The organism is Micromonospora andamanensis, assembly GCF_016863495.1.
GTDB lineage: Bacteria > Actinomycetota > Actinomycetes > Mycobacteriales > Micromonosporaceae > Micromonospora > Micromonospora andamanensis.
The window spans coordinates 1-17,841 of record NZ_BOOZ01000005.1; the positions used below are offsets into that span (position 1 = coordinate 1).

Sequence of the window (17,841 nt, forward strand, 5' to 3'; positions counted from 1 at the left end):
AAGTGGTCTCGCCGTGTGTAGCGAGATAACGCGAAGCTCGCCCCCGCATCTGCCCGCCCCCCGATCGCGATCATGTTCAAGACAAGCAAGAGGCCAAGGAGCACCGCGTAGACGGCCGGCCCAAACGCAGTGGCACCGTGGGACAGCAGGCCAGCAGGAGCACCGTTAGGACCACACAGCCCAGTGCTGCCACAGCTTCGACTTGCCGCGCGACGCCGTAGGCACGAAGGGTACCGAGGCGTGCGCCCCACCGGTTAGATCTTCCATCCGGGGTGATCTGGCAGCAGGTCACTTCCAGCGGTATTGATCTAGGCAGGGGTCTTTGTCGATCAAACCGAACGACTGCGACGCTGACCTGCTGACGTACATGTCGTCGATGGCCAACGCTGGCCACCACTGGCTCCCCTTGACGGCCTGGGCGCGGCCTGATCTTGGTTGACGAGGCCGCGACGCTGCACACGGTGCCGAACGCTCTGCGTAGCCGTCGTAGATAGCTTGAGCTCTACGTCTGGCTCCCCCATGTGGCTGACGCATCGGAGCAACCATTTGGTGTAGCTTCTAGCTTACGGGAAGTAATGGGGTGATTTTTGTGGGCAAGAGCCGGGGGCGCGCTCCCAAGCCACCCCCTACATCAGCTCCATTGCGCTCAATGCGTCGATGGTCTTGGATTATCGGTCTTGGCTCTGTCATTGATCTCGCGGGGGAAGGCACCAGATCGGCGCTCCTCTCGAACGTTGGGGCGGCTGGAGCGCTCGCGTCAGATGAAGAAAGGTTAAGGAGCAGCGAACTTCAATTCCGTACCGACTACAAAGGAAGAGCGAATCCACGAAAGCACGCGTCTTCGACTGGCGTTGAACCGGAGCCGCTGGAAGTTCCTGCGGGCGCAACGGTAACGATCAGAGTGGACACATACGACGACTTTCGCGAGATTGCCCGAGCGGTTATGGATGGCGAGTCGGTGTTTGTTGACCTGCGTTACACTGATGAGCAAATCGCTAAGCGCTGCGTTGATTTCGCCGCAGGGCTAGTGTTCGGGCTTCGAGGCACCATAGCGAGAGTCAGTCGGGCCACATTCCTCTTAACGCCGGCCAATAGTGCATTCGAAGTCCCGCCACAGAGCTCCCATCAAGGCTACGACCAGCCCGCAGGTCAAGTCGGATGGGTAATCCGTGACGCTGGCAGGAGTGCATAAATGACCAGCACAGCAGGACCTCCCAAGCAAAGAAGCCGAAAGACTGCACCGCTTTCCTTTCGTGAGAACTACCTGGCTCTAGAGCAAGAGTACCGTCATGAGATGGGCCGATCCGCAGTAGCGCTCGCACGCCGCGCCCAAGTCTTTGCCTTCGTTCTCGCGGGACTCTTTTTATCTGCCGGGACTGTGTCAATCTTGTCTGGCCATGACGTTGCGGGCGCGGCGATCGCAGTAACTGCATCGGTCTCCCTGGCGACAGCTTCCTCGCCGGCAACCGGGCTCATGCCAGCGCTACCGCCCATGACGAGGCCAAGCCCGAGCGTGACAGCGAGGCGGCGGAGGAGAGCGGGCAGGCTAGTTGAACGATGGCTTGGCAACCCGTTCCTGCTGTGGCTGGCTTCCGTCGGCTCTGACACCATTCCGTTAGATTGCGTCGCCGTGCTCTGCGTAAGCGGAGCCTCTGGTGCTATGGGCCGCAATCGCGGTACGGATTCTTCGGGCAAGCCGGGACGGTACGTGCTGCTCCAGCCTCTCAGCAGCCACATAGCGCCATTCAGTGAGTTCCGCGTCTTCAAAGCGGATGGCGTGTTCTTGCTTCTCGGTGAGTGTTCCGCCGTCGAAGATGAAGAGGAGTTTGTCGCCTTCGTGTTCGGCGGGCGCCCAGTCCACGACCAGCATCGAGCCGATTCGGACCGTGAGGCCAAGCTCCTCTTCGACCTCGCGCAAGCAGGCGGAGCGGGGTGATTCGCCGGGTTCGACGTAGCCGCCGGGGATGTCCCAGTGGTCTTTGTAGCTGGGCTTCACGAGGAGGACTCGACCCGCGGCGTCGAAGAAGAGGGCGCCTGCGGCGACGCGGGGGGTTGCCATGGGTGGCGTCTCGTTGGCCGTCACCAGGGCAGCGTAAACGGGCTGGGGTCAGTCGAGCACCTTGAGCCGGCGGGCGAGGCTGACCAGTTCGGTGGAGGGTTTGCCGCGTTGTCGGCGGACCCAGGTGAGGGCGAGTTGGCGGCTGAGGAAGTGGTGGCGGACTTGTTCGGGTGCCATCTGTTCGGCGTCGAGCAGCATGGCTTGGGCGTCGTCGACCCGGTTCCACGAGCTGTAGGCGCGGGCGACCTCCAGGGCGTGCCGGACTCGGCGTTCCATGGGTAGGCCGGTGGTGTCGACGCGGGGGCCGAGGTCGATGGCGACTTGCAGGTCGCCTAGTTCGGCGGCGGTGGCAACGCGGTGGATGGCGACGTTGGTCGGGCCGAACGCGGTCCACAGGTGGTTGGCGTCGGCACCGAGTTTGCTGGCGGCCTGGTCGGCTGCGGTGAGGAAGGTGCGGGTGGTGCCCGGGTCGTTGGCGCGTGCGGCGGCCATGGAGCCGGACAGGAACAGGGTGCCGTAGACGGACAGCAGTTCGGGTGTGGCGTGGCTGAGGTGGGGTTCGAGGTAGCTGGCGGCGTCTTCGGTGAGGCGTACGGCGTCGGTGTAGCGGCCGGTGGCGTGCAGGGCGTGACCGACGGATCGGAACAGGGAGCCGGTGATGAGCGGGTCACCGGTGGGGCGGACGGCGGACAGGCCGCGGTCGGCGGCGATCCAGGCGAGGTCACTTTCCCCGAGTTTGGTGAGCTGCGTGGCCGCGAGCTGGTAGGCCAGGCCGAGGAGCCGGCGGGCGTCGTCCTGGTCGTCGCCGTCGTGGTGGTCGGCGGCGACCTGGGCGCGGTGGAGTAGGTCGGGTAGCCGGCTGGTGACGTACCCGAATCGGGAGTCCTGGTAGGCGTCCCAGAGTGCCCCGACTTCCTTCCTGAGCACGGCGATGCTGGGTGGTTCCGCGTCGGTGTCGCCGCCGAACGGGGCGAGGGCGCGGTAGTTCATCAGGGCGGCGCGCAGCGCGGGCACGGTGTGGGTGCCGCTTTCGGTGGTCCAGTCGAGCAGGGAGGGTTCGCCGAGCAGGTCGCCGAGGGAGATGTCCAGGGCTTCGGCGAGCGACTTGATGACGGACAGGCGGTCCAGGTCTATCCGGTTGTTCTCGACTTTGCCGAGCCAGTCGGCGGTTCGGCCGATGAGTCCGGCGAGGACTTCTTGCGATAGGCCGCGTCGACGGCGGTACCAGGCGACGCGTTCGCCGATGGTCAGGGTGGTGGTGGTCCCGCGCATGGGTTCACTGTCTCCCCTCGGTCGGCGGCGACCCCGGAAGGTTTTTCCGGGTCGCTGGACGGTTCGTGCCACAGCCTGTGTGCATGACGGGGCTGAACGTATCGACCAACTGCCAATCCTGCTCCGGCGTGGGCTGGAAGTACACCCTCGCCCGTTCCCAGGTCCGGGCGATCGGCCGGGGAGCGGAGCGCACGCGCCCGCTGGCCCGGCGGTCCTGCCTGGACTGTGCGGGGTCCGGTCGTTCGGTGTCCTGCTGAGGCTGGCCCGGGGTGGGTGCTGGCATGGGACCGCGACCCGAACGACGGTCCCGACTGAGCCCGCCCGCCTCGGTGCCTCGCAGGCAGCAACCCCTCCCGCCGGGCGCACCGAATCCGGGTGACCTGGTGCTGTTGGACGGTCGGGCATCGGTGCAGTTCGGCGGTGACCGGGCGCTGTGGCTGCGGGTGTCCTCGATCTGTGACCGGCCGACGTATGACGGCTGGATCTGGCTCGCCGGCTACGCCATCAACCCGACCACCGGGGAGGCGTTGGCGCGGCGGGAGGTCTTTGCGCGGATCGCCGGCCTTCAGATCAACCCTCAACTACCCGCCGGTCCGTCGGGAACGGCACGGCAGACGACGAGGAGACGTGGTGTTTGACCTACGGGTACGACTCGGCGCCGTGCTGCACATCGACGCCGCCGACCGCTACCGCCCTACCGACGGGCCAATGACGTTGCGAGTGACCGGGGTTCGCCTGGTGCTCAACCGGCCGGAGCGGGAGCAGTGGATCTGGGTCGAGGGCACCAAGGTCAACCCACGCCACCAACGCGGCGAACGCACGCAAGTCCTCGTGCCGACCCGGTTGCTGGCGTCGAAGGGCGAGGTGCGGTGACCACGTATCTGTCGGAGGCGGTGCGGGATCAGTTGCGGGCGGCGCAGTCGCAGCTTGACCGGCACATCTCGTCGAGCGTGGATGGGCGCTGTCCTGTCTGTGGTGTGGAGGGTCCGTGTCCGCAGCGGCGGGCGGCGTTGCGGGTGTTCGGCCGGTACGGCTGCCTGCCTCGGCGGTGGCCGGGCGCAACCCGTCCCGAACGGGTCCAGGCGTCGTCGTGGTCGGGGTGATTGGCCGCTGCGGTCGGGCTCTGACCTGCTCGGAAGCTTGACTCAAGCGTCCAAGATCATTGCACGCATTTTGCACGGCCGCTGCAACGGCGGCTTCGGGTGGCATTCGGCTGCACACCTCGGCCGATCGATGGGGAAGCGTATCCGCAGGCCAAAAGGACGTTCTGGCTGATCTTTGAGGTGCCCCCGGCAGGATTCGAACCTGCGACACACGGTTTAGGAAACCGATGCTCTATCCCCTGAGCTACGAGGGCGCGAGGGCACAGTCTAGCGACCTGGGGTTCACCTGGGGTGGCAGGGAGTGGCCCCCGTTCACCCACGCTCCCCGGACCGCCGTTCTCCCAGCCCAGGACCGCACTCGAAGTCGCCATGCGACTCCGGGTGATCTTGGCAGACCGGGTGGATCAGCCGGCGGGACCAGGGTCTCATCGGCGGGGTGACGGGCTGGTTCAGGCTGCGGCGCGGACCGGCGTTGCTGGCCGGGTATAGGTTTGCGGTCGCGGATCAGTGCCCAGAGGACGTCAACGTGTCGTCGGGCGAGGGCGAGTATGGCTTGCCGGTGGTTTTTGCCTTCGGCGCGACCAGCCGTGGTGGCTGGCCTACCTCGACACCGGCGCCGGAGCAGTTGTCCGTGCGTAGCGGTGGACCCCTTCCACGAACCGCCCCGTGCGCCTCTCCCGCAAATCGAACATCAAACAACCGCGTGTCGAACGCCTGCCTTGCCGCAGATCGAAAGCAAGCGGCCCCGCAGATCGGAAATGCGGCGGTTATCATGACGCCGTGCCCACACCGCATCTAATCCCCCGCCGCGCCGCCGCGCAGGTAAACGCTGCTCTGGCGGACACCCGCGTCGTCTTGATCAGCGGGGCACGCCAAGCAGGCAAGAGCACCCTGGTTCGCCTCGTTGCCGGCGACCGTCTGGCCGAGCGCCGCGATCTTGATCGGGCTCAGGACCGGGCGGCGGCGATCGCCGATCCGGTCGGGTTCGTGGACTCCTCCGAGCTCTTGGTCATCGACGAGATCCAGCGCGCTCCGGAGCTCCTGCTGGCCATCAAGGCTGCCGTCGACGAGGATCCCCGTCCTGGCCGGTACCTGCTCACCGGATCGTCTCGGCTGTTCGGCATGGTGGCTGCGCCGGACGCGCTGCCCGGTCGGATGGAAACCGTCGAGCTCTGGCCATTTTCCCAAGGCGAACTCGACGGAGCCCTGGACGGATTCATCGACGCCGTCTTCGCGCTCGGTCCGGACCTACGACACGAGTCGGACGTGACCCGCGCCGACTACGCAGCCCGAATCGTGCGCGGCGGCCTACCCGAGGCCACCACCCGTACCGACCCACGCCGCCGCCAACGATTCCTCGACGCCTACGTCCAGGCGCTCATCGACCGCGACGTCCGGCAGCTGTCCGACATCCAGCGCAAGGGCGAGCTACGCAGGCTGGTACGCCTCCTCGCGGCCAGATCCGCGACCATCATCGCCGCGAACTCCCTCGAATCCACCCTCGGACTGAGCCGGCCGACGATCGCCCGATACCTCCGAGCCCTGGAAGAGATCTTCCTGATCAAACGGATTCCCGGTTGGTCCCGCAACCTGGGCACCCGTGCCACCGCCGCGTCGAAGCTGATCTTCGTCGACTCGGGCATCGCCGCCAATGAAATCGCGACCGACGCCCGGGCACTGCTCCGGCCGGGTGCACCGTTCGGCCCACTGCTCGAGTCATTTGTGCTGTCCGAGCTGTCCCGGCAGCTCACCTGGTCCGAGGAGTTCGTCGATCTGTCCCACTACCGCGACCAGAGCAGGTACGAAGTCGACGCGGTGCTCGAGAACCGAGCTGGTCAGGTGGTCGGAATCGAGGTCAAAGCAGCCAGCACCGTCGGACCCGACGACTTCCGCGGCCTACGCCGACTGGCCGACCGCCTCGGCGACGACTTCATCGCCGGCATCGTCCTCTATACCGGAACCGCCACGCTGCCGTTCGGCGACAGACTCCGTGCCATGCCGGTCAGCGCCCTGTGGCAGGTTTCCGCCTCGACAGCAGATTGACTTCGCTCGCAGGCCGCTCCTCAGCCGAGACGCACGGAGCGTCGGGTTAGAAACCGATGCTCTATCCCCCTGAGCTACGAGGACGCGAGGGCACGATCTAGCGACCTGGGGTTCCGCTGGGGTGGCAGGGCGTGCCCCACGCTGATCAGTGTCGCCAGAACCCTTTCCCGCAGCCCATCGTCACTGCCCAACCGACCCATAGCGACGCGGCGTAGCGGTGTCCCCTTCCACGATTGCCCCGGGAGGCCCGCTCTGCTGATCTTCAGCAAGCGAGCACGCCTCTTTGCGTATTTTCACGGATCCGCGCCCAGTTACTGATTGCCTAGCATCGATCTCACCACCTGTCACGTGGCGATCACATCACGCTAGGAGGTTGGGCAGTGAGATCACCTAGAGCCGTGCCATCGGGACGACCCGCGCGGTTACTCGCAGTGGTTGCGGTCATCGGTGGGCTACTCGTCAGCGCACAACCCGCGCTGGCCGCAACGCCGGTCGTCGATGACGGCGCCGCGGCCCCACCGACGGCGCGGGGCGAGGGTTGGCAGCCCGATATCCAGAAGCCCGACCCGGTGACCCTTCCCGGCACCACCAAGAAGATCACCCCGTTCGCGAAACCGCTGAGCCCGCAACAGCCCGAGGCGCTGCCGGGTGCCACGAAGGGGCCCGGCGCCACGCTCAAGGCAGACGGCGCGGCCCGCTCGGCAGTCCGCAAGGCCGACCGGCCAGCCTTCCGTGGGGCAGCGCCGCAGGCCGACCCCGACGACCCGCCGACCGGGTTGTACTGCACCGAGGCGATCACCCGGAACGCCTCCGTCAGCGGCGCACCCAATCAGACCAACTACGCGGCGAACATCTCCTACCTGGCGGAGTTCGGCTGCAACTTCTGGCTCGACGCGGCCTACATTGCCACCGGCGTAATCGATCGTGGTCGCTTCGACGGCCAGTTCCTCTACACCACGGCGCCCCGCACGTACGGGCCGACCTACTACGGCGCGACCTCGGGCGGACTCAGCATTCCCGGCGAGCTGTTCGACGGTGGCCGCAACGTGGAGATCGCCTTCGAGCTGTACCTGTTGGCTCCGGTCGGGGTCTACTGGGGTGGCTGCTTCTCCATACCGGGGCTGCGCTACCTGCTGTGTGAGGGGCTCGGCACCAACCTGCTGCACATCGTGCTGGGCACCGGGTCGTTCGGGACCGGGCTGCAGCCCCCGGTGATCCGGCATGTCGCACTTGGTGACTCCTACTCCTCGGGCACCGGCGCGCCACCGTACTCCGACGAACTGTGCCGGCGGGCACCCGCGACCTACTCCAACCTGATCACCGGAACAGTCCTGTCCGGACTGCCGGTGGACCGGCCGACCCTGGCGGCGTGTCATGGCGGGAAGATCATCGACCTGTACGTGGGTCAGCATCCCGGCCTGCCACCCCAACTGGACGCGATACAGCCACACACCCGGCTCGTCACGCTGACCATCGGCGGCAACGACCTCGACTTCTCGCTGAAGCTCACCGGCTGCTACCTGGGCGCCGACTGTGCCGCCGGGGGGCCATTGGTCACTCAGCAGAAACTCGATCAGGTCCGGGTCCAGCTCACGGCCCTGTATCGACAGATCAGGGCGGAGATGCACCCCAGCGGAAAACTCATGGTGCTCAGCTACCCGGCCGTCGTACCCAACCCGGACGATCCGGCAGACCCGCCGCCGGCTCAGGACCGCTGCCCGAATCTGGGCAGCAACCTCGTCGAGAGCGAACGGAGAGCGATCTACGAGGCGACCGCCCAGACCGACCGGATGATCCGGGACGCCGTGCTGGCCACCGGTGACTCCCGCGTCGTCTACGTCAACGGCCTGGACCTGTTCCGCGGTCACCGGCTCTGCAGCACGAACGGCGTATGGGCCAACGGCCTCACCTCGCCGCTGAGCGACTCGTTCCACCCCAACGCCCCGGGGTACCAGGCGATGGCGACCCGGCTGGCCCAGGTCCTCCCCCCGTTCTGACGTCTCCGCCCAGCCCCTGTGTCGAAGTCTCCGGCCGTCGGGCACCCTGGTCCGCCATGGGTGCCCGACACCGGCATAGGTCGCCGCCTCGACGGGTCAACAGCAGAGCGCCGGGCAGGGCGAGGACGCCAGGAGAGTCACCATGTCGCCTGGGTTTCACCCGGCCGTACCGCACCGCCCGCGTCACGCAGCAGAGCTGCCAGGGTGGCCCGCGAGCTGACTCCCAGCTTGCGGTACACCCTGGTCAGGTGGGCCTCGACGGTCCTTTCGGTCACGTAGAGTCGCATCGCGACGGCGCGGTTGGTGAGACCTTCGGCGACCAGGACAGCGACCCTGTGCTCGGCCCGGGTGAGGTCGGGACCGGCGACGACGGCCCACCGGCGCTGTCCGGCTCCTTGTCGGCGCTGGGCGTTCACCACCTGCTGGCGTAACCACTCGGAGGGCGTGCGTTCGGCGATCACCCGGGCGAGGTGGATGTGTTCCCGGGCGGGACCGGTTTCGCGTAGCGCATCGAGACAGCCGGCTGCCGTGAGGTGGGCCTGCCCGAGCGACAGGTCAGCCTGCCGATCGGTGAAAAGTCGGATGGCGTCCTGGGCGGCGGCCAGCGCGCTCGCGGGGTCCCGGCGGGCGAGCAGCACCTGCGCAGTGGCCAGGCGTGCCTCGGCCCGCCGGATCTCCAGGCCGAGCCCGGCGGCGACCTCAGCCCGCTGGGACCAGGCGTACGCCTCGTCGAGCAGGCCACCGGCCAGCAGGAACTCGGCGTGCCCGGCGAGCCACTTGGGCTGCAGGTCCCGTCTGCGGAGCTGTCCGCGGCCGGGCTGCACCAGCGTGCCGGTCAGGTGTCGCGCCTCGGCGTGCCGGCCCTGGGCGAACCGGATGTGGGACAGGACCGCCAGCGCGGTGTCGTGCAGCGCCGGTTCGTGCCGAGCCTCCTGGACGGCTTTTTCCTGCAGGGCGAGGTGGGCCAGAAGCTGGAGCGCCTGCCGTACGTCTTCATGGACGCCGAGAACCTGCGCAAGAACCGGTCTGCCGAGGCGGTGCAGGCGGTGACCCGGCTGATCGAGGAGGCCGAGGCGGCCCAGCCCGGACTGCTCGCCAGCTTCTCCACCGGCATGCGCAGCGGCGATCCGTACCAGGTCGAGACCGCGCTGACCGAAGCCGGCTCGGCGTTGGAGGCGGCGTTGGGAGATCGGCCGATCCTGTTCAGCGATGACGATGAAGAGGGCACCGACACGGCGGTCATGGTGGAAACCACCATCGCGGTGGTGAACGTCGGAACCGTCGCGGTTGCCCTGGCCGTGGCGATCACGATGGCCGCCGTAATCGTTCTGGTGGCGTTGCTCGACAGCCGGGAACGGCCGCTGGGCGGCCGCGACCTGGAGACCGAACGGCTCATGGCCCTGTTCGCCACCGAGCTGCGCACCATCTGAACCGGTGCGGGTGGGACTCACGTGCCCACCCGCGCCCCTTCTTCCGCGAGGAGATGACATGGCGGACAACCGGAACCAGGTGGTCGTACCCCGCCGCCCGGTGTTCTGGATTGGGCTGCTGGTAGGCCTGGTCGCTCTGTTCAACCTGCAGACGTTCCTACCGGGCAACGCGGTCACGCTGCCCGGCCAGCAGCAGGTCGCCCCAGCATTCCGGGCGCTCCTGCCGCAGGGGTGGGCGTTCTTCACCAAGTCGCCCCGCTCCCCCGATCTCTCCGTCCACGCGATCCGCCCCGACGGTCGGTTGGACGACATCACCACCGGCGCGTACGCCGAGCCGCGGTACGCCTTCGGGCTCGACCGGTCCGCCCGCGCGCAGGCCACCGAACTTGCTCTGTTGGCTTCCCGAATCCCCGGATCGGCCTGGCAGCAGTGCCGGCAACCGACAGCGGCCTGCCTCGCCGAGGCGCTGCCGACGCCGGCCACACCGGTCCGCAGCGGCGACGACACGCCCTCGGTCTGCGGCCCGGTCGTCATCGCCCGTACCGAGCCGGTGCCGTGGGCGTACCGGGACCTGGTCGCCGGCGAGATCCGGTTCACCCACGTCGTCCGCTTGGAGGTGTCATGCTGACCAGCCGCCCGTCCGGCATTTCCGTTGCGGTGCCCTGGGGATCCTGGCTGGGGCTCGCCCGTACGCTGCTCGCCACCGCGACCGCCGCGACACTTGTGTTCACTGACGCCGACACGCTGTTCACGCCACTACTCGGCCGAGGGCCGGGGCCGCACTGCACCGGCCTGTCCGACATCGGCGCCTTCTGTCTGGCCGGGCCGGAGCACGCGAACCTGGTGCGGTGGGCGTGTGTCACGGTACTGCTGGTGGTGGCGAGCGGGTGGCGGCCCCGGTTCACCGCTCTGCCGCACTGGTGGATCGCATTCAGCGTGAGCACCAGCGCGTCCATCCCGGACGGCGGCGAGCAGGTCAACCAGGTACTCACCCTGCTGCTGGTGCCGGTCCTGCTGGCCGACCCACGCCGCTGGCACTGGCAGCCGGCACCCCCGGCGGACCGGGTGGTGCGCCCCGGCGGTCGGGGCGTGGTGCTGGTCGCCATGGCGGTGGTCCTGCTCTTCGCGATACGTCTCCAGGTCGCCGGCATCTACTTCCAGGCGTCGGTGGCCAAGCTCAGCAAGGCGGAGTGGGCCGACGGCACGGTGATGTACTACTGGCTCAACCACCACAGCTTCGGCGCTCCCGGCTGGTTACAACCGGTGACCGACGCCCTGGTGACCCGGCCGGTGTCAGTCGCCGTGCTGACCTGGACTCCGCTGGCCATCGAGTTCGCCCTGGCGGTCAGCCTGCTGCTGCGTCCCGCCGTACGGTGGTGGCTGTTGCCGTTCGGTGTTCTGCTGCACGTCGGCATCGCGGTGCTCATGGGGTTGTGGAGCTTCTCGCTGATCATGATCGCCGCCCAGGTGCTGCTGCTCGTACCGATGGGAGCCCACCTGCCCGACTCCTGGCGCACGGTCCGGGAGTGGGTCGACCTGCGCCGCGCCCCGGAGCCTCACCTGGTTGTCCGCGACGTGGGTGCCCGGCCGACCGGGCGCCGGAAGGAGGAACCGGTGATGGCGGACCAGCTCGCCGGTCAGCCGTCGCCCTGAGCACGCGGTGCCCGCAAGCCGACTCCGGCGGCCGGTACGCTGCACCGGCGGCGTCCCGGCGGCTCGCGTGTCGGTAGCCGTCCGCGCCCGGCGCGGCACCGATCGTTCAGCAGCGGAGAGGCGGGTCACCATGACAGCGGTACCAGGTGAGCTGCCCATTGCCTCGGACCCGGCGGGCACCGGTCAGGCGGCTGAGGATCTGCGGACGCTGTTCGGGCAGTCGATCGCCGTCTTCGCCTCGCTGGTCGGGCCGGAGCACCTGGTGGAGACGGCGAACCCGGCGTTCTTCGCCGCCATCGGCGAGCAACGGGCCCGCACCGGCGTACCCCTCGTGGAGATCATGCCCGAGCTGGCCGATCAGGGCTTCATCGCCCTGCTCGACCAGGTCTACCGCACGGGTGAGCCCTACACCGGCCGGGACGCCCGGATCGTCCTCGGTGAGGAGCCGCACGCGCGGGAGGCGTACTTCGACTTCACCTACGAGCCGCGCCGGGACGCCGGCGGCACGGTGATCGGCATCCGGGTGATCGGCGTGGAGATCACCCAGGTCAAGCATGCCCAGCGGTTGATGGCCGAGCACCGCGCCATGCTGGAGCAGATCGCCCGCCAGGCACCGCTGGCCGAGGTGCTCGACGGGATGGCGCGCTGCATCGAGAACCTGGCCCCGCAGGAGATGCTCGTCTCCGTGCTGCTCGCCGACCCCGACGGCAAGCACCTGCGCCACGGTGCCGCGCCCAGCCTGCCGGACTTCTACAACCAGGCCATCGACGGGATCGCCACCGGCGAGGGCGTCGGATCCTGCGGCACCGCCGCCCACCGGCGGGAACCGGTGATCGTCACGGACATCGCCGCCGATCCGTTCTGGGCCGACTTCCGCGACCTGGCCGGGCGGGCCGGGCTGGCCGCCTGCTGGTCCACGCCGATCCTCGCCCGCGACGGCAGCCTGCTGGGCACCTTCGCGATGTACCACCGCACCCCGCGCGTTCCGCAGGACACCGACCTGGCCCTCGCCCGGGTCTTCGCCGGCACCGCGGCCCTGGCCATCGAGCGCCACCACATCGAGCAGGCGAAACTCGCCGCCGAGGCGCAGGCCAGAGCGGCCCATGACGAGCTCGCCAAGGCGGTACGCGCGGAGCGGGAACTGCGTGCCGAGGCCGAGCAGCGCGCCGCTGCCGCAGCGGAACTGAACGCCCAGGTGCGTGCCGCCGCTGCCGCGCAGGCCACCGCCCCGCACCCGGAGCGCTGTCAACTCGGCGGCACCCAGGAGTGCACCGCGCCGGCCGAGATCAAGATCGCCGATTCGTGGGGCGACTCGGCGTGGGGCTGTCCCGGTCACGTCGAGGAAGCCATCCTCAACGTACGGGCGGTCTTCATCGCCAGTGAGGAACTCGGCGGCCTGGCCGCCTACCTCAACCGCTGACCGCCGTCCCGCGCCACAGGCCCTGCACACTGCGCCATGTCACAGTGAGTCACCATCTCGACACATCCCTATCCGGCTGTGCGGGCGGAGCCAACACTTCTCCCATGGAGAGCAGTGGGCGTGAGCGCAGCGACGAGCGTTTCGAGAAGGTGGCCGAGGAGACCTCCGAGACCGTGACCCATGCGGCAAGCGTGCTGGAGGAGGAACTCGCGGCGGGCATTGCCAGCGCGCGTCGGCTTGAGGAGAAGCTGACCGCCGATCGCCGGGTGGATCCGGAGGCGTTCGACGAACTTGTGACGCGGGTCCGCACCGACGGACACGCACTCATCGACACCGTCGTCGCACAGTTGAAGACCTCCGACGACAGGCGCGGTGAGGTGATCCGCAGGTACACCTCGGACGCACACGAGGCCCTGGACGGCGTGCTCAACCTCGCGCGGCTGGTGCCGGACGTGGCGAACGGGCTTGTCGACCGTCTCTCGTCGGAGTCCCCGCAGAAGCCCGCAGCGTCGGACAGGTAGCCGGTTGCCGTGTCGACCACAGGCGTGACTCGTGGCCATGTCACGCAGATGCTGGAGCGCTATCGTGCCCTCGCGATCGGCGCGCTCCTCGCTGACGTGCCGTCGGGCGGACCGCATTACCTCTACGACCTGGTGACCGAGTATCCGCGACGCTGGGGCAAAGGGCTGCGTGCCGCGCTCTGCCTCGCGGCCTGCCGGGCCTTCGGCGGCACGGCGTCGGTGGGGCTCAACGCGGCGGTGACAGTGGAGCTGTTCCACAACGCGTTCCTCATCCACGACGACATCCAGGACGAGAGCGAGCAGCGGCGCGGCGCACAGACGCTGCACGGCGAGTACGGCGTCGGTGTCGCGCTCAACGTGGGGAACATGACGAACCTGCTCGCGCTGCAACGGCTCGCCGCCAACCGCAGGGCCCTCGGATCGGGGATCGCCTGGCGGCTGTTCGACGAGACCCAACTCATGCTGCGGCACTCGTTGGAGGGGCAGGCGATCGAGGTCGGCTGGATCCGGGACAACGTGTGCGACCTCGACGCGGACGACTACTACCGGATGTGTCTGAAGAAGACTTCCTGGTACACCTGCATCTACCCGTGCCGTACCGGCATCCTCGTCGCCACCGGTCAGCACGATTCGGTAGACGTCCTCGACCGCTACGGCTGGTATCTGGGTGCCGCGTTCCAGATCCAGGACGACGCGCTCAATCTTGTCGGGGACTTCGCCCGGTACGGCAAGGAGATCGCGGGTGACCTGTGGGAGGGCAAGCGGACGTTGATTCTCATCGACTTCCTGCGCCGCTGCACCGGGGACGAGCGCGAGCGCACCGCCGCGTTCCTCAGCCGGTCCCGGGCGCAGCGCACGGCGGCGGAGGTGCGGTGGCTGCACGGGCGGCTGCTCGCCTACGACTGCGTCGAGTCCGCCCGCCGCAGCGCCCGCGAGCTGGCCGCCGCCGCGTGGCGGGAGGGACGGCAGGCGCTGGGTCCGGCGGCGGTCGAGACCGAGGACGGCAGGTTCCTGCTCGGCCTACCTGAGTACGTCGTGGAGCGCAGCCGGTAACGATCGGCACGCCGGCCCTTCCCCGCCGAACAGGTTCAACAGGTCGCTTCGCGCGCCGTGCGGGGCGGTGCGGTGCTGTGCCGCACGGTGAGCGTGGTGCCCAGTTCCAGGCCCGCCTGCGGCGTCCGTTCGCCGCGACCGAGCGCGAGCGCCAGCTCGGTGGCCGTGACGGCCATCTCGATGAGCGGCTGGTGGACGGTGGTCAGCGGCGGATCGACGAGGGCCGCTATCGGCAGGTCGTCGAAGCCGACCACGCTCAGGTCGGCAGGGATGCGCAGGCCCAGCCCACCGACCGCGCGGGCGTGATGAACCGGTACAAGGCGTTGTGGAACCAGCTCGCCACCACGTTCCGCAGCCACTCGTCGAGGCTGGTGTTCGAGAGCATCAACGAACCCCAGTTCGCCGGCACCTCGGGAGACGCGGAGAGCGACCAGGTGCTACACGAGCTGAATCTCGAGTTCGTCCGCCTGGTACGCCGGTCCGGCGGCGGGAACGCCACCCGGCTGCTGGTGCTGCCGACCCTGCACACAAGCGGAGAGCAGGCCCGGATGGACGCGTTGATGACCACGTTCGACGAACTCGACGACCCCCACCTCGTCGCGACCATCCACTTCTACGGTTGGTGGCCGTTCAGCGTCAACATCGCCGGCGGTACGCGCTACGACAGCAACGTCGAACAGGACATCATCGGCACCTTCGACCGGGCGTACAACACGTTCGTCTCCCGGGACATCCCGGTGATCATCGGTGAGTGGGCCCTGCTCAGCTACGACTACACCCGCCCGGGCATCATCCAACGGGGTGAGCTGCTGAAGTTCTTCGAAGCGGTAGGCCACCACGCCCGCACCCGGAAGCTCACCACAATGCTGTGGGACGCGGGCTCGTTCCTGCACCGGCCCGAGCTGCGCTGGCGGGACCAGGGCAGCTACGAAATGATGAAGGCGAGCCTGACAACCCGCTCCGCCACCGCGTCCTCGGACCAGATCTACGTGCCCCGCACCGGCGGCATCACCAGCAGGTCGCTCACCCTCAACCTCAACGGCACCTCGTTCCGGAGCCTCTGGCACGGCAGCACCCAACTGACAAGCGGCGCCGACTACACCATTTCCGGCAGCACCCTCACGCTTACTCAGGCGGCTGTCACCCGGTTGGTCGGCAACCGCGCCACCGGCGTCAACGCCACGATCGAGGCGCGCTTCTCCCAGGGCGTGCCGTGGCGGATCAGCGTCATCAGTTACGACCCACCCACTCAGGCCACCGCCACCGGCACGACAAGCGGACTCACCATTCCCACCCAGTTCCGCGGTGACCAACTCGCGACCATGGAGGCCAAGTACGCCGACGGCAGTCCCGCCGGACCGGCCAACTGGACCCCGTACAAGGAGTTCTGGAGCAGTTTCCGCCCCGACTACAGCGCCAACACCATCCTGCTGACGCCCGAGTTCTTCGCCGAGGTCAACGACGGACCCGTCACGCTCACCTTCCACTTCTGGAGTGGCACACAGATCGCCTACCGCCTCACGAAATCCGGCAGCTCGGTCACCGGCAGCCCGGCCTGACCGTCATGCGGCGTGGCCGGTGCGGGTTCCCGCACCGGCCACGGACCGGGTGTCGACAGGGCGGATCGGCCTCGGCGACAACCGGATCCCGACCGGCTGATGCCGACCGAGATCAACCGCCGAGGGTGGCCAGTTCGGAGACGACGACGTTCGTCAGTGCCCGGCCGTCCCGGCGGACCTGGCGCAGGTACCACTTCTGGATCGGCGCGTGGGTGGTCTTCGCGAACTGCCAGGGCCCGCGTGGGCTGTTGAGCTGCCCGAGGCCGGCGATCGCGGTGTTGATCTGCTCCGGGCTGGGGTTCGTGCCCGCCGCAGCGATCGCCCGGTCCAGCACGGCTGCCGCGTCGTACGAGGCCATCACGATCGAGGTGGGTACCCGGCCCGGGTAGGCCGCGTTCCAGGCGGCGACGAACTCCCGGTTGGCCGCGTTGTCGAGGTCCGGTGAGTAGTTCAGGCCGTTGTAGATGCCCTCGGCCGCGTCGCCCTGCTCCACCAGGCTCGCCGGCTCGGTCACGAAACCCGCCGCGTACAGCGGCAGATCGGCGACGGCGGAGGCGGCGTACTGCTTGACGAACGTGATGGCGTTCTGGGCGTCGAAGAAGCAGTAGACAGCTTCCGCGCCGGACTCGGCGATCTCGTCCAGATACGGCCCGAAGTCCTCGGTGACCGGGAACGGGCTGAAGACTGCCTCGCCACCGGGATTGGCCAACCGGCCGCCGAGTTCGGTGAACGTCTCGACGAATCCGCGCAACTCGTCACGACCGCTCTGGAAGTCCGGCCCGATGGCGTAGACCCGGCCCTGCCCCACCTCCTGCTTGACGAAGGGCGCCATGGCCACCCCGGGCTCGACGGAGATCAGGTTCGTGTGCCAGACGTACGTCACGTCGGTGAGCGCCGGCCGCCCCAGCGCGCCGACGAGCGGCACCTTGTTCTCGTTGATGAGCGGAAGGATGGCCGCGACGCTACCGCCGTTGATGATGCCGGTGATCGCCGAGACCCGGTCCTGCTCCAGCAGCTTCGTGGCGGACTCGACAGTGACGTCGCGTTCGTACCCCTCGTCGGCGACGATCAGTTCGGCCGGGTGGCCGCCCAACTGTCCGCCGCGCATGTCCAGGTAGAGCTGGAAACCGTCGCGCAGCTCGGAGCCCGGCGCCTCCAGCGAGCCGGACAAGGCGGTGATCATCCCGATCCGGATCGTCTGACGACCCGGCTCCGACCCGCCGTCGCAGGCGGCGGCGCCGGCCCCCAGAACGCCGGCCAGCAGCGCCGCGACGAGCCGGCGGGCGGACGCAACGGCGGGGCGGGCGGTACGGCTGGTGCTCACAGCATCCCCAGCAGCTGGGACCGCACCGCCGGGGTCAGCACCTCACCCATCCGGTTCGCCAGGTCGGTCATCTCGTACGAGACCTGGCCCACGTCGCAGACCGGGGACGCCAGCACCAGCAGTGAAGCCCCGTCGCTGAACGACATGCAGAACATGAAGCCGCCGTCCATCTGGGTCACGTTCGAGATCACCGAGCCCGCCTGGAAGAACCGGGCCGCGCCCACCAGCAGGGCGATCAGCCCACTTCCGGTCGCGGCGAGCTGATCCGCCCGGTCGCGGGGCAGGCCGTGGTTGTGCGCCAGGACCAGCCCGTCAGTGGAGATGGCGAGGGCATGGCTGACCTCGGGAGTACGGTTCACGAAGTTCTGCAACAGCCAGCTCAGGTCGTTCGGGCTTGTCACGACGTC

The 17,841-nt window shown here is 68.4% G+C and carries 18 protein-coding genes, 1 tRNA gene and 1 pseudogene; 12 read left to right on the forward strand and 8 right to left on the reverse strand.

Annotated features, from left to right (window positions below; translation table 11 throughout):
• Positions 1-649 precede the first annotated feature (649 nt).
• Positions 650-1,192 (forward strand): cell division protein SepF, encoded by a 543-nt coding sequence (locus tag Van01_RS33455; protein WP_204002079.1) that lies wholly within the window; start codon positions 650-652, stop codon positions 1,190-1,192.
• A 423-nt stretch (positions 1,193-1,615) separates the two neighbouring features.
• Here Van01_RS33455 and Van01_RS06570 read toward each other — a convergent pair whose 3' ends face one another.
• On the reverse strand, positions 1,616-2,083 hold the full coding sequence (locus Van01_RS06570; RefSeq protein WP_239098902.1) for an NUDIX domain-containing protein: 468 nt from the start codon (positions 2,081-2,083) through the stop codon (positions 1,616-1,618).
• 24 nt (positions 2,084-2,107) lie between these two features.
• A complete protein-coding gene (locus Van01_RS06575; protein WP_204002082.1) occupies positions 2,108-3,331 on the reverse strand; it encodes a helix-turn-helix domain-containing protein in 1,224 nt (407 codons plus the stop codon).
• Positions 3,332-3,714: 383 nt separating this feature from the next.
• On the opposite strand from Van01_RS06575, the gene Van01_RS06580 reads away from it, so the two are divergent.
• Both Van01_RS06580 and Van01_RS06585 read left to right on the forward strand, forming a co-directional pair.
• A complete protein-coding gene (locus tag Van01_RS06580; RefSeq protein WP_204002085.1) occupies positions 3,715-3,969 on the forward strand; it encodes a hypothetical protein in 255 nt (84 codons plus the stop codon).
• Positions 3,962-4,204, forward strand: a complete 243-nt coding sequence (locus tag Van01_RS06585; RefSeq protein ID WP_204002088.1) for a hypothetical protein — start codon at positions 3,962-3,964, stop codon at positions 4,202-4,204. The genes Van01_RS06580 and Van01_RS06585 overlap by 8 nt, the downstream gene beginning before the upstream one ends.
• 411 nt (positions 4,205-4,615) lie before the next feature.
• Here the strand turns inward: Van01_RS06585 and Van01_RS06590 are convergent.
• Together Van01_RS06590 and Van01_RS33745 are read right to left on the reverse strand one after the other, a co-directional pair.
• Positions 4,616-4,688 (reverse strand) — tRNA-Arg (locus tag Van01_RS06590).
• A 206-nt stretch (positions 4,689-4,894) separates the two neighbouring features.
• Positions 4,895-5,014, reverse strand: a pseudogene (locus Van01_RS33745) (IS110 family transposase); the annotation flags it as partial.
• 200 nt (positions 5,015-5,214) lie between these two features.
• On the opposite strand from Van01_RS33745, the gene Van01_RS06595 reads away from it, so the two are divergent.
• Together Van01_RS06595 and Van01_RS06600 are read left to right on the forward strand one after the other, a co-directional pair.
• Positions 5,215-6,477, forward strand: coding sequence for an ATP-binding protein (locus Van01_RS06595; protein ID WP_204002090.1), 1,263 nt, complete (start codon positions 5,215-5,217; stop codon positions 6,475-6,477).
• Positions 6,478-6,908: 431 nt separating this feature from the next.
• On the forward strand, positions 6,909-8,474 hold the full coding sequence (locus tag Van01_RS06600; RefSeq protein WP_204002093.1) for an SGNH/GDSL hydrolase family protein: 1,566 nt from the start codon (positions 6,909-6,911) through the stop codon (positions 8,472-8,474).
• A gap of 137 nt (positions 8,475-8,611) precedes the next feature.
• Here the strand turns inward: Van01_RS06600 and Van01_RS32870 are convergent, their stop codons facing one another.
• Positions 8,612-9,298 (reverse strand): helix-turn-helix transcriptional regulator, encoded by a 687-nt coding sequence (locus Van01_RS32870; protein WP_239098903.1) that lies wholly within the window; start codon positions 9,296-9,298, stop codon positions 8,612-8,614.
• A gap of 15 nt (positions 9,299-9,313) precedes the next feature.
• On the opposite strand from Van01_RS32870, the gene Van01_RS32875 reads away from it, so the two are divergent.
• From Van01_RS32875 to Van01_RS06630, 6 genes are all read left to right on the forward strand, one after another.
• The gene (locus Van01_RS32875) at positions 9,314-9,904 is read left to right on the forward strand and encodes a sporulation delaying protein family toxin (RefSeq protein ID WP_239098904.1); all 591 of its coding nucleotides are present in this window, start codon (positions 9,314-9,316) and stop codon (positions 9,902-9,904) included.
• 58 nt (positions 9,905-9,962) lie between these two features.
• Positions 9,963-10,532 (forward strand): SdpA family antimicrobial peptide system protein, encoded by a 570-nt coding sequence (locus Van01_RS06610; RefSeq protein ID WP_204002099.1) that lies wholly within the window; start codon positions 9,963-9,965, stop codon positions 10,530-10,532.
• A complete protein-coding gene (locus Van01_RS06615; protein WP_204002112.1) occupies positions 10,526-11,557 on the forward strand; it encodes a sporulation-delaying protein SdpB family protein in 1,032 nt (343 codons plus the stop codon). Before Van01_RS06610 ends, Van01_RS06615 begins: the two co-directional genes overlap by 7 nt.
• A gap of 130 nt (positions 11,558-11,687) precedes the next feature.
• On the forward strand, positions 11,688-12,977 hold the full coding sequence (locus Van01_RS06620) for a GAF domain-containing protein (protein WP_204002115.1): 1,290 nt from the start codon (positions 11,688-11,690) through the stop codon (positions 12,975-12,977).
• Positions 12,978-13,081: 104 nt separating this feature from the next.
• Positions 13,082-13,498 carry a hypothetical protein gene (locus Van01_RS06625; RefSeq protein ID WP_204002118.1) on the forward strand — a complete coding sequence of 139 codons (417 nt, stop codon included), beginning with the start codon at positions 13,082-13,084 and terminating at the stop codon, positions 13,496-13,498.
• A 48-nt stretch (positions 13,499-13,546) separates the two neighbouring features.
• Positions 13,547-14,551, forward strand: a complete 1,005-nt coding sequence (locus Van01_RS06630; RefSeq protein WP_204002122.1) for a polyprenyl synthetase family protein — start codon at positions 13,547-13,549, stop codon at positions 14,549-14,551.
• Positions 14,552-14,586: 35 nt separating this feature from the next.
• Here the strand turns inward: Van01_RS06630 and Van01_RS32880 are convergent, their stop codons facing one another.
• On the reverse strand, positions 14,587-14,910 hold the full coding sequence (locus tag Van01_RS32880; protein WP_308442366.1) for a substrate-binding domain-containing protein: 324 nt from the start codon (positions 14,908-14,910) through the stop codon (positions 14,587-14,589).
• Here Van01_RS32880 and Van01_RS32885 point away from each other — a divergent pair.
• A complete protein-coding gene (locus tag Van01_RS32885) occupies positions 14,857-16,110 on the forward strand; it encodes a cellulase family glycosylhydrolase (protein ID WP_239098914.1) in 1,254 nt (417 codons plus the stop codon). The two genes, Van01_RS32880 and Van01_RS32885, sit on opposite strands and share 54 nt — an antisense overlap.
• Before the next feature lie 112 nt (positions 16,111-16,222).
• On the opposite strand, the gene Van01_RS06640 is transcribed toward Van01_RS32885, so the two are convergent.
• Entirely contained in the window at positions 16,223-17,434 is a 1,212-nt protein-coding gene (locus tag Van01_RS06640; RefSeq protein WP_204002127.1) for an ABC transporter substrate-binding protein, read from the reverse strand.
• On the reverse strand, positions 17,431-17,835 hold the full coding sequence (locus Van01_RS06645) for a roadblock/LC7 domain-containing protein (RefSeq protein WP_204002551.1): 405 nt from the start codon (positions 17,833-17,835) through the stop codon (positions 17,431-17,433). Before Van01_RS06645 ends, Van01_RS06640 begins: the two co-directional genes overlap by 4 nt.
• Between the last annotated feature and the right edge of the window lie 6 nt (positions 17,836-17,841).